General features: G+C 41.8%; 10 protein-coding genes and 3 pseudogenes. 9 read left to right on the forward strand and 4 right to left on the reverse strand.

The window, feature by feature from the left end; genetic code table 11:
• Positions 1-199: 199 nt before the first annotated feature.
• The 4 genes from folP (at position 200) to folB (ending at position 3988) form a co-directional block, all read left to right on the forward strand.
• Positions 200-1174 (forward strand): dihydropteroate synthase, encoded by a 975-nt coding sequence (folP, locus tag HT720_RS00005; RefSeq protein WP_173274342.1) that lies wholly within the window; start codon positions 200-202, stop codon positions 1172-1174.
• A 1-nt stretch (position 1175) separates the two neighbouring features.
• The gene (locus HT720_RS00010; RefSeq protein ID WP_173274343.1) at positions 1176-2498 is read left to right on the forward strand and encodes a folylpolyglutamate synthase/dihydrofolate synthase family protein; all 1323 of its coding nucleotides are present in this window, start codon (positions 1176-1178) and stop codon (positions 2496-2498) included.
• On the forward strand, positions 2479-3033 hold the full coding sequence (gene folE, locus HT720_RS00015; RefSeq protein ID WP_000380916.1) for a GTP cyclohydrolase I FolE: 555 nt from the start codon (positions 2479-2481) through the stop codon (positions 3031-3033). The genes HT720_RS00010 and folE overlap by 20 nt, the downstream gene beginning before the upstream one ends.
• Positions 3034-3175: 142 nt before the next feature.
• Complete coding sequence (gene folB, locus HT720_RS00020) at positions 3176-3988, forward strand: dihydroneopterin aldolase (RefSeq protein WP_173274344.1); 813 nt, start codon at positions 3176-3178, stop codon at positions 3986-3988.
• Positions 3989-4148: 160 nt separating this feature from the next.
• Here the strand turns inward: folB and HT720_RS00025 are convergent, their stop codons facing one another.
• Entirely contained in the window at positions 4149-4466 is a 318-nt protein-coding gene (locus HT720_RS00025; RefSeq protein WP_000886037.1) for a DUF960 domain-containing protein, read from the reverse strand.
• A 358-nt stretch (positions 4467-4824) separates the two neighbouring features.
• Here HT720_RS00025 and rplM point away from each other — a divergent pair, with 358 nt between their 5' ends.
• The 3 genes and pseudogenes from rplM to tnpA (HT720_RS00040) form a co-directional block, all read left to right on the forward strand.
• A complete protein-coding gene (gene rplM, locus HT720_RS00030; protein WP_001044624.1) occupies positions 4825-5271 on the forward strand; it encodes a 50S ribosomal protein L13 in 447 nt (148 codons plus the stop codon).
• Between the two features lie 18 nt (positions 5272-5289).
• Entirely contained in the window at positions 5290-5682 is a 393-nt protein-coding gene (gene rpsI, locus HT720_RS00035) for a 30S ribosomal protein S9 (RefSeq protein WP_000075973.1), read from the forward strand.
• Positions 5683-6084: 402 nt separating this feature from the next.
• Positions 6085-6392 (forward strand): annotated as a pseudogene (gene tnpA / locus HT720_RS00040) (IS200/IS605 family transposase); the annotation flags it as partial.
• 127 nt (positions 6393-6519) lie between these two features.
• Here the strand turns inward: tnpA (HT720_RS00040) and HT720_RS00045 are convergent.
• A complete protein-coding gene (locus HT720_RS00045) occupies positions 6520-7683 on the reverse strand; it encodes an NADP-dependent malic enzyme (protein ID WP_173274345.1) in 1164 nt (387 codons plus the stop codon).
• Between the two features lie 40 nt (positions 7684-7723).
• Positions 7724-8989 (reverse strand): annotated as a pseudogene (locus HT720_RS00050) (2-hydroxycarboxylate transporter family protein); the annotation flags it as partial.
• Between the two features lie 217 nt (positions 8990-9206).
• On the opposite strand from HT720_RS00050, the gene HT720_RS00055 reads away from it, so the two are divergent.
• Both HT720_RS00055 and HT720_RS00060 read left to right on the forward strand, forming a co-directional pair.
• Positions 9207-10718, forward strand: a complete 1512-nt coding sequence (locus HT720_RS00055; protein ID WP_173274347.1) for a sensor histidine kinase — start codon at positions 9207-9209, stop codon at positions 10716-10718.
• Positions 10719-10728: 10 nt separating this feature from the next.
• Positions 10729-11409 (forward strand): response regulator, encoded by a 681-nt coding sequence (locus HT720_RS00060; protein ID WP_173274348.1) that lies wholly within the window; start codon positions 10729-10731, stop codon positions 11407-11409.
• 192 nt (positions 11410-11601) lie between these two features.
• Here the strand turns inward: HT720_RS00060 and tnpA (HT720_RS00065) are convergent.
• A pseudogene (gene tnpA / locus HT720_RS00065) lies at positions 11602-12066 on the reverse strand (IS200/IS605 family transposase).
• Positions 12067-12124: the final 58 nt, after the last annotated feature.

Raw genomic sequence — 12124 nt, forward strand, 5'->3', positions numbered from 1 at the left:
TGCTCAAAACACTGTTTTGAGGTTGTAGATAAGACTGACGAAGTCAGTCACATATATACGGCAAGGCGACGTTGACGCGGTTTGAAGAGATTTTCGAAGAGTATAAGATTATTGACAATTGCTTACTTGTTTCTACTGGGAAAAAGATGAATGCAATCGTGTCCATCTTTTTCTTTTTATGGTAAAATAGAGAAATAATATGGTGAAAAGCCTTGAGGGAGTGACCGATATGTCAAGTAAAGCCAATCATGCAAAGACAGCTATTTGCGGAATTATCAATGTAACCCCAGACTCTTTTTCGGACGGTGGTCAATTTTTTGCTCTTGAGCAAGCGCTCCAGCAGGCTCGTAAATTGATAGCCGAAGGGGCTAGTATGCTAGATATCGGCGGAGAATCGACTCGGCCGGGAAGTAGCTATGTTGAGATAGAAGAGGAAATCCAGCGTGTTGTTCCAGTGATTAAAGCGATTCGCAAGGAAAGTGATGTCCTCATTTCTATTGATACTTGGAAGAGTCAGGTGGCAGAGGCTGCTTTGGCTGCTGGTGCCAATCTAGTCAATGATATTACTGGTCTCATGGGTGATGAAAAAATGGCCCATGTGGTAGCTAAAGCGAGAGCGAAAGTGGTCATCATGTTTAATCCAGTCATGGCACGACCTCAGCACCCTAGCTCGCTCATCTTTCCTCATTTTGGTTTTGGTCAAACCTTTACAGAAAAAGAGTTAGCTGACTTTGAAACAAGGTCAATCGAAGGCTTGATGGAGGCTTTCTTTGAACGAGCACTAGCGAGAGCGGACGAAGCTGGTATTGCACAAGAAAATATCCTGTTGGATCCGGGAATCGGCTTTGGTCTGACCAAGAAAGAAAATCTGCTTCTTTTACGGGAACTGGATAAACTACATCAGAAAGGCTATCCAATCTTTCTTGGAGTGTCGCGCAAGCGATTTGTCATCAATATCCTTGAAGAAAGTGGGTTTGAAGTCAATCCTGAGACAGAGCTTGGTTTCCGAAATCGGGACACGGCTTCTGCTCATGTAACCAGTATCGCTGCGAGGCAGGGAGTAGAAGTGGTGCGCGTGCATGACGTAGTTAGTCACAGGATGGCAGTTGAAATTGCCTCCGCTATTCGTCTGGCTGATGAAGCGGAAAATTTAGATTTAAAACAATATAAATAAGATGAAAGAATTTGAAAATAATCAGTGGATTGCTAATTATCGGACGGACCAACCGCATTTTGGCTTGGAACGAATGGTGGAACTGTTAGCATTGCGTGGCAATCCCCATCTCAAACTCAAGGTCATCCATATCGGAGGAACCAATGGCAAGGGTTCGACCATTGCTTTTTTGAAAAATCTGCTGGAAAAGCTAGGGCTGAGAGTTGGCGTTTTCAGCTCTCCCTATCTCATTCATTACACAGACCAGATTAGCATCAATGGGGAATCTATCCCGGAAGCGAGACTAGAAACCCTCATGGCAGACTATCAGTCTTTGCTGGAGGGGGGAGCGGCCGCCAATTTACAGGGCACAACTGAGTTTGAAATTATCACAGCCATAGCCTATGACTACTTTGCCTCAGAGCAAGTAGATGTGGCTATCATGGAAGTGGGCATGGGTGGACTCTTGGATAGTACCAATGTCTGCCAGCCTATTCTAACAGGCATCACGACTATTGGACTGGACCATGTAGCCCTACTTGGTGATACCTTGGAAGCCATAGCAGAGCAGAAAGCTGGTATTATCAAACAAGGTATTCCCTTGGTAACAGGTCGTATCACTCCAGAAGCTTTGGCTGTGATTGACCGCATTGCGGAAGGGAAAGATGTGCCGAGACTTGCCTACGGAACAGATTATCAGGTCAGCTATCAAAAGAGTGTGGTTACAGGGGAAGTCTTTGACTATACCAGTTCTGTCAGACAAGGTCGCTTCCAGACTGGCCTGCTTGGTTTGCACCAGATAGAGAATGCTGGGATGGCCATAGCTTTACTTGATACTTTTTGTCAAGAAGATGGGCGAGAACTAGCAAGCAATGACCTGCTTGCTCAAGCTTTGGAAGAAACAAGTTGGCCGGGACGTTTGGAAATCGTGTCAAGAGATCCCTTGATGATTTTGGATGGAGCCCACAATCCCCATGCTATCAAGGCTTTATTAGCAACCTTGCAAGAACGCTTTGCGGATTATCATAAGGAAATCCTCTTTACTTGTATCAAAACCAAGGCCTTGGAGGATATGTTGGATTTGTTGGAGCAAATCCCAGATACCGAGCTTACTCTGACACATTTTGACGATAGTCGGGCGACTGATGAAAGTGTGCTGGAAGAGGCAGCTAAGTCTAGAAATCTCAGCTACAGAGATTGGCAGGATTTTCTAGAGAAAAAATTAACAGATAAAAAAGAAGAGAAAAAAACAGTTAGGATTGTCACAGGTTCCTTGTATTTCTTGAGCCAAGTGAGAGCCTATCTGATGGAGAGGAAGAATGAGAATGGATACACAAAAGATTGAAGCAGCTGTGAAAATGATTATCGAGGCTGTCGGAGAGGACGCTAACCGCGAAGGCTTGCAGGAAACACCTGCTCGTGTAGCCCGTATGTACCAAGAGATTTTTTCAGGTCTTGGTCAAACAGCGGAGGAGCATTTGTCAAAATCCTTTGAGATTATTGATGACAACATGGTGGTAGAAAAGGATATTTTTTTCCATACCATGTGTGAACACCACTTTCTACCATTTTATGGGAGAGCACATATTGCCTACATTCCAGATGGTCGTGTGGCAGGTTTGTCTAAGCTAGCCCGTACGGTTGAAGTTTATTCGAAAAAACCACAAATTCAAGAACGTTTGAATATCGAAGTGGCCGATGCCTTGATGGACTATCTAGGTGCTAAGGGAGCCTTTGTTGTCATTGAGGCAGAACATATGTGTATGAGTATGCGTGGTGTCAGAAAACCAGGCACTGCAACCTTGACGACAGTAGCTCGTGGTCTATTTGAAACAGATAAGGACCTTAGAGATCAGGCTTATCGTTTAATGGGACTATAATACTCTTCGAAAATCAAATTCAAACCACGTCAGCTTCTATCTGCAACCTCAAANNTGCGGCTAGCTTCTTAGTTTGCACTTTGATTTTCATTGAGTATAAAAAGAATCCGCTTTGGGCGGATTTTTCTAGAAAGGAATCATTATGGATCAACTGCAGATTAAGGATTTGGAAATTTTTGCCTATCATGGTCTTTTTCCTAGTGAGAAGGAATTGGGGCAGAAGTTTGTCGTTTCAGCCATCCTATCCTATGATATGACCAAGGCGGCTACAGACTTGGATTTGACAGCCTCTGTCCATTATGGAGAACTGTGTCAGCAGTGGACGGCTTGGTTTCAGGAAACAACTGAGGACTTGATTGAAACGGTAGCCTACAAACTGGTAGAACGTACTTTTGAGGTCTATCCTCTTGTCCAAGAAATAAAGCTAGAACTCAAAAAACCTTGGGCACCGGTTCATTTGCCATTAGACACTTGCTCAGTGACTATTCATCGCCGCAAGCAACGGGCCTTTATCGCCCTAGGAAGCAATATGGGAGACAAACAAGCGAATTTGGAGCAAGCCATTGAGAACATGCGAAATCGAGGTATCCATATTCTCAAAGAGTCCAGTGTATTGACGACGGAGCCTTGGGGTGGTGTTGAGCAGGATATCTTTGCTAATCAAGTGGTTGAAGTAGAAACCTGGTTGCCTGCCCCAGTGCTATTAGAAACCTTGTTAACCATTGAAGTAGAGATGGGACGGGTGAGAGAAGTGCATTGGGGACCTCGTTTGATTGATTTGGACTTGCTCTTTGTGGAGGACCAGGTCCTTTATACAGACGACCTCATCCTGCCTCATCCTTACATAGCGGAACGCCTTTTTGTCCTTGAGTCCTTACAGGAAATTGCGCCTCATTTTATCCATCCGACATTAAAGCAACCGATCCGTAACTTGTATAATGCTTTGAAAAAATAGAAAAAACTCTAGTTTTCAGTCGTTTGCAACTGAAGGCTAGAGTTTTTATACTCTTCGAAAATCTCTTCAAACCACGTCAGCTTCCATCTGCAACCTCAAAACAGTGTTTTGGGCAGCCTGCGGCTAGCTTCCTAGTTTGCTCTTTGATTTTCATTGAGTATTAAAATAGGTCATTTTCTTCTGGGAGGAGGATAGTTTCTCTACCGTCCATGTCTAAAACCAGTACTCTAGGGGGATAAAGAGGGTCGAAAGGGTGGTTAAAGTCAAAATCAATGGCTGTAGGGAGGTGTTGACTTGAGAAGTGGAAGGTAATTTTTCCTTGGTTATTAAGCAATTGAAACTCGAGTTCCTCCTCTAATTCAAAGACATTTTTTAAGAAGTGGTCGATGATATACCAAAAAGAGTCAATAACGTCATCAGGCAAGCTGGTAACAATGCCAAAACTAGCAGACCGCATCTGGGTATTGGTAAAAGCCATATTTCTGCCCCCTTTCTTTTCCCTTATCATACAGCAAATAGGATTAAAAATCAAGAAAAGGTGATTTTTTGAAAAGGATTTTAGCTACATGGAAAAATAAGGAAAAAATCCCAAAAATCTACCGAAGTTAATAGGTAAATTCTCAAATTAACTTGATTATATAACTTTCAGTTACTTTGAGAAGTTACGTTTAGAAAAATATTTTTCATATCTATTGACTTTTAGGGGTGAAATTTGGTATTATAGTAGGCGGTATTGTTTACCCCATTTGAAAGGCCCCGGAACCTTCCAAATACTTTTCGATGGGAAGGAACACCCATCACCGTAAACAAAAATCGAACTATATATAGGAGAAATCATGAACAAAACAACATTTATGGCTAAACCAGGCCAAGTTGAACGTAAATGGTACGTAGTTGACGCAACTGATGTACCACTTGGACGTCTTTCTGCAGTAGTTGCTAGCGTACTTCGCGGAAAAAACAAACCAACATTTACACCACACACTGATACAGGTGACTTTGTGATTGTTATCAATGCTGAAAAAGTTAAATTGACTGGTAAAAAAGCAACTGATAAAATCTACTACACTCACTCAAACCACCCAGGTGGATTGAAACAAATCTCTGCAGGTGAACTTCGTTCTAAAAATGCAGTACGTTTGATTGAGAAATCAGTTAAAGGTATGCTTCCACACAATACACTTGGACGCGCTCAAGGTATGAAGTTGAAAGTATTTGTTGGAGCTGAGCACACTCACGCTGCACAACAACCAGAAGTTCTTGACATTTCAGGACTTATCTAAGGAAAGGAACAATAAAGTATGTCACAAGCACAATATGCAGGTACTGGACGTCGTAAAAACGCTGTTGCACGCGTTCGCCTTGTTCCAGGAACTGGTAAAATCACTGTTAACAAAAAAGATGTTGAAGAGTACATCCCACACGCTGACCTTCGTCTTGTCATCAACCAACCATTTGCAGTTACTTCAACTGTAGGTTCATACGACGTTTTCGTTAACGTTGTAGGTGGTGGATACGCTGGTCAATCAGGAGCTATCCGTCACGGTATCGCTCGTGCCCTTCTTCAAGTAGACCCAGACTTCCGCGATTCATTGAAACGCGCAGGACTTCTTACACGTGACTCACGTAAAGTTGAACGTAAGAAACCAGGTCTTAAGAAAGCTCGTAAAGCATCACAATTTAGTAAACGTTAATTCGAAAGAATTACTATACTTATACAGAGCACCTTTCGGGGTGTTCTTTTTTTATACTTTCTTACTAAATTGGTGCAATTGACACAGTTGTTGCGACTTTAGTCGCTTACAAATGTGGCTACAACCTGACAAGGTCAGTTGCCTCAAAACGTTAATCAATACGATTATATCAACGTTTCAAAGCACTCAAAAGTTTATCTTATGGGTGCTTTTTTCGTGTTTTTTTGAAAAGTTTACCTTAAAGTTTACATTATTATGTGACTTTCAGTCCGTCTCGCTCCGTTAGGTGCGAGACAAAAAAACCACCCGCTATGCGGGTGCGCGTCGAAGGTTATACCAAAAAACTCCAAACGCGATACAATAAAGGTGTTCAAGCCAATTGTAAAGCGAAAGGAGAAAAATATGGCACAAAAGGCACATAGTTTATCACACACAAAGTGGATGTGTTCTATCACATTGTGCTCACTCCTAAGTATAGATGAAAAGTCATTTATAATCACTATCGAAGCAGTTTGGGAGAAATATTCCGCCACTTATGTAGTTATAAAGGTGTTGAAATTATCGAGGGTCACTTAATGCCTGATCATGTACATATGTTAGTAAGTATTCCGTCGAGGATAAGTGTTTCAAGTTTTATGGGGTATTTAAAAGGTAAAAGTGCACTCATGATATTTGACAAACATGCCAATCTCAAATACAAGTTTGGGAATCTGAGATGCAAGACTATTATACACCAAGATGATTTTTCTATGGCTGTCCCTGCTTTTTGCGTTTTATCTCTTGAACTTTTTCTTAAAAAAATCCCTTATCAGGAATTGGACAAGGGATAGGATTCTTTTAGGCTTTAACAGCAGCGCTGACACTCTTTGCGACGACTTTTGCGACACCTTCTTGGAATGGGTCTGGAATGACATTGGTAGGACTTAATTCTGAATCAGGAATGAGGCTGGCTATACCTTTAGCAGCGGCAATCTGCATTTCTACTGTAATCTTCTTCGCACGCGCATCTAAAGCACCACGGAAGATACCAGGGAAGGCTAATACATTATTGATTTGATTCGGAAAATCGCTTCGTCCTGTCCCGACAATATAGGCACCTGCGGCCAGAGCCTCATCAGGGAAAATTTCAGGAATTGGATTTGCCATAGCAAAAATAATGGGCTTGTCATTCATCTTGGCAATCCACTCAGGATGGAGGGCGCCTGGGGCAGAAACACCGATAAAGACATCTGCTCCCACTAAAGCATCTGCCAAGCTACCACTAGCTAAGCGTCGATTGGTCACCTTGGCAATATCTTGGTGATGTGGAGCTAGCTTGTCATGGTCTCCTTCGCTGATGATACCAAAGCGATCGACAACTGTCACATCTGTAGCGCCTGCAGCTAAGAGTTTGCGAGTGATAGATAAGCCGGCTGAACCACCACCATTTACTACAATTTTTGCCTTGTCCAACTCTTTTTGAGATAGCTTCAGACTGTTGAAGAGGGCAGCCAAAACAACGATTGCTGTTCCATGCTGATCATCATGGAAAATTGGAATGTCGCATTCTTCAATGAGTCGCTGCTCAATTTCAAAACAACGCGGTGCAGAAATATCTTCCAAGTTTACCCCACCAAAGGTAGGTGCCATTGCTTTGACGATACGAATAATCTCTTCTGGATCTTTTGTATCCAAAACAATCGGCACTGCATCAACATCCGCAAATCGTTTAAAGAGCGCAGCTTTTCCCTCCATAACAGGCATGGCTGCAGCTGGACCTATATCACCCAAGCCTAATACAGCTGTCCCGTCGCTGACTACAGCCACTGTGTTTTTCTTTGTAGTCAGCGTATAAGCTAAATCTGCATTTTCTGCGATTGCAGAAGATACGGAAGCAACACCGGGTGTATAGGCAATACTCAGATCATGGCGATTATCAACCGTAACTTTTGAGACTACTTCTAGTTTTCCGCCATTCGCTTTTGCTTGTTCAATGGCCAATTGACCTACATTTTCTACCATTTTGATAACTCCTTTTTATTATTTTATTCTTATTTTATTCTTATTTAAAAATCATTCGTAAGATAGCGGTCATGATAATGACTGTAATTGCCCCACCTAGTCGAGTAGCAACTTGGGCAAATGGCATCAAGTTCATCCGATTTGCTGTACTCAGGATGGCAACATCTCCTGTCCCTCCCATGCCACTTTGACAAGATGAAATAATAGCAGCTTCGACAGGATGCATGTTCAAGAAACGGGAGACAAAGAAACCGACTGAAACGACAGTAAAGACAACACTGATGACCACAATAAAGTACGGTAAGCTTAAGGTGGCTACTACATCCTTCAAAGGAATATAGAGCAAGCCAAGTCCTGCCATAAGCGGGAAGGTAAAGTTTCCTGAAATAAATTTATAGAGTTGCTTTGCACCGTTTTGTGTTTCTTGTGGGATGACATTGACATACTTCATCAAGGCTGCAATGACAATCATAAGGACTGGTCCTGGGAATCCAGTCAGGTGCTGCATGAGGTGGCCTGAGATAAAAAGGGTACATGCGGTTAAGACCCCTGCTCCCATCATTTTGACATCAAGCGGACCAGACTTATCTTCTAAAATATCTGATAAATCTTCCTTGTCGCTAACCTTAACCAACTGCCCCTGTCCTGACAGTTCAGGCTTTTTCTCACCAAGTCGGCTGAGGAGAGCTGTACAAAGAATGGCAAAGAAGTTTCCGATGATAGTAGCCGGAATCAGCTGAGCAACCAATTGTTCACTCGATACACCCGTAATAGCACTGTAGCCAATGGAAAGCGGAAGGATTCCTTCACCAATTCCTCCAGCAAGGACTGGGGTTACAATGTAGAAGAGGGTATGTTGCCAATCCAGCCCCAGAAGGACACCAACAAGGGTTCCAACTGCCATAGCACAAATCATTCCTAGAAGCATCGGAATAATCATACGAAAAAGACCCTGAATGAGCATTTTACGGTTCATCCCAAGGATACTACCAGAGACCAAACAAGCAATATAGAAATACAGAAAATTCGCTTGTTTCATCAATACATTCGTAGCTTCCAAAACATTGGGGTTAATCAAATTGAAAAAGACGAGAATAGAAGGCACCAAAAGCGAGAGAATCGCTGGGCCACCAAAGTTTTTCAAGCCAGGAATACTAGCTCCTATTGTCCCTAGCAACCAACCTATGGTAAGGATTACTGCGAATCCGCCTAACATATTGACAGGTAGCTGCTGTAAAAGCCCTGCCGCTAAGATAAGGGCTGACAGACAAAGGTATACCGGCAAGGGAACGGACCCGACCTTAACATCTGAAATGGATTGTTTTGTTGCATCCAAAGTTGGCTGCTGTTTTGCTTTCATGCTAGCCATGAAAGTACCTCCTTTTAAGTTCTTGGTTTTAGTATAAAAGAAGTCTGTTGTTCTGTGAAGATTATTTAATTAATTGAAGTATTTCAATTTATTTAATTAATTTAAGCTAGATTCTCTAAAAAAATATGTGGTATACTAAAAGTGGAGGCATTATATGAAGAAAAATTTATCCCTTTGGGCCTTTCTTTCCTTGTTTTTAATCGGGGTGTTAACCCTGATACTATCTATCTTTTACTATGAAACAACTCATGAATCCTATCAGATTATTCGCACTCAGGAAGAGCGTTTTTTAAAAACAGCTGGTCGGATGATTGCTAAGAATCAGCAGATTATCGCTATGCTAAAGCAGGGCGAATCAGATCAACAGGTGCAGGACTACACCCTTGCATTGGCCGAGGATTCTCATCTGGATTATATTGTAGTGATGGACTTATCTGGGACGCGATTAACTCATCCGAATCCTTCAAAAATTGGAGAATCCTTTCAAGGAGGAGACGAAAAAGCTGTCCTCAATGGGCAGGAAATCCTTTCTGTCGCTGAAGGAAGCTTAGGGGAGTCTCTACGCTACATTGTTCCTGTCTATGATGGTAAGCAGCAGATAGGTGCCGTTGCTGTTGGGTTAAAATTGACGACATTAAGCGATATTTCCCAGCAGAATATCCAACAGTATACACGTGCATTGGTCATTAGCATTCTCCTTAGTTTACTGGTAACCAGTAGCATTTCCTATTTTCTTAAAAAACGGCTCCATAATCTAGAGCCAAATGAGATTTTTCAAAATCTTGAAGAGCGCAATGCCATGTTGGAGCAGACTCATGCCGCTGTCTTTGTCCTTGACCAACAACACTATATCCAGCGTCACAATCCGGCTGCCACCCGTTTATTAGGAGCTTATTCTGATAATAAAAAGTTAATCGGGGAACGCTTGGATGATCTCCTTCCTATGCTCAATGAGAAGCATTTTGCAACCCAGAACGAACAAATTGTTTCATTCAGAAACCAGGATTATCTCTTGTCTATATCTCCAATAGTTGTGCAAAATCAAAATCGTGGCTATGTTGTCTTTATGCGCAACGCAACAGAGACCCTATTGCAGATGGAACAACTGGCTTATACCACCACATATGCCTCCGCCCTGCAAGCCCAGACCCACTCTTTTATGAATCAATTGCATGTTATCTATGGTCTCGTTGACATTGCATATTATGATGAGCTTAAAGTCTATTTAAAGGAGCTCTTGGAGCCACGGAATGAATTTTTGACCAGTCTATCCATGTTGATCAAAGACCCCCAGCTGGCTAGTTTTCTTGTCGGAGAAAAAGAAAAGTTTTCTGAAAAACACACCCAACTGCAGTTTGAAATACGAGAAGAAGTCGGACTGCCACAGATGGCAGATCAGCTTCATCACTACATTTTTATTCATCGGTATATCAACACCTCATTGCTCCATTTTACATTGCCAGAGACCATCCAAATACAGTTGTCTTATCAGGATAAACTGTTGCAGACAGAATATCGATTTTCTGCTCCAACATTTTTGAGCGATAATTTTCTAGCTTCTCTTCAAGAACCCTATTTTCAGCAACTACTTGCAGATGCAGATGGAGAGTATGAGTTTAATACGCAAGAAGATATGATTGTTATTTCTACACGCATTGCCTATTAAGGAGACGGAAATGAACGTTTTAATTATCGAAGATGATCCAATGGTGGAATTTATTCACCGTAACTACTTAGAAAAAATGGCTATTTTTCGTGAAATCTACTCTACCAACAGTCAGATCGAAACACATCACTTTCTTGAAAAATACCCGATTGACCTCATCCTGCTAGATATCCATATCAAGGATGGCAATGGTCTGACTCTGCTCGAGGAGTTACGAGCCAATCATATTAATGTAGAGGTTATTGCCATAACTGCTGCTAGTGAGGCTCAAATAGTCAAATCTAGTTTTCACCTTGGAGTGATTGACTACCTCATCAAACCCTTTACGTTTGACCGTTTTGAAGTAGCTATTCAGAGATTTTTACAACACTATAAGGCCTTTGATAAAGCTACCGTGGGACAAGAAACCATTGACCACTACCATCATAAATTTTCCGTTGCCAACCCTGCTAGCCATCAAGAATTGGATGAAAAAGGTTTGTCAGAAGCCACTTACCAACATATCCTTCAAGCAATTTCTCGTCTAAAGCAACCTTTTACCATTCAAGAATTGGCTGATGCTAGTCAATTCTCCCATGTGTCTGTCCGAAAATACGTCGCCTACATGGAAGAGCAGGGGAAGCTGATAAGTGAACAAATTTATACGAAAGTTGGGCGCCCCTTCAAGGCCTATCGTAAAGCTATTCAATAGCTTGAATCAATTAGATAAGTATATACATATTCCGCAAAATCATGACCACCCGTCTAACGGGTGGTTTGTCCCAGGGCTATAAGCCCAAATTATCAGCCAGCTTACCAGCCAGCGCCTAAAGACGCTGGCTTTCACTTTGTTTAAGCCTTATTGCTCTTGACTCGTCACTTGCCTCTCAAAAAGGCTTGGGTATTACTTACCACTATCCCTAAAGGAATCCTCATATTCTTTTACACTTAATTTATCTAGTGCTATATCATGCTTTTCTTGTTCTTGAATATATTTCTTAATTGTGGCTTCATTGAGTTCTACTGTACTCACATAATAACCTTCCGCCCAGAAATGCCGATTCCCAAACTTATATTTGAGATTGGCGTGTTTGTCAAACATCATGAGTGCACTTTTCCCTTTTAAATACCCCATGAAGTTTGAAACACTTATCCTTGGTGGAATACTGACTAACATATGTACATGGTCTGGCATCAAGTGTCCTTCGATAATTTCAACTCCTTTATAACTACACAATCGATGAAATATCTCGCCTAAACTACTTCAATATTGATTATAGATGACTTTTCGTCTATACTTAGGGGTGAACACAATGTGATACTTACAGTGCCACTTTGTGTGCGATAAACTACGAGCCTTTTGTGCCATATTTTTCTCCTTTCGCTTTACAATTGGCTTGAACACCTTTATTGTACCGTTTAGTATA

This window comes from Streptococcus sp. 68 (assembly GCF_013277415.1).
Lineage (GTDB): Bacteria > Bacillota > Bacilli > Lactobacillales > Streptococcaceae > Streptococcus.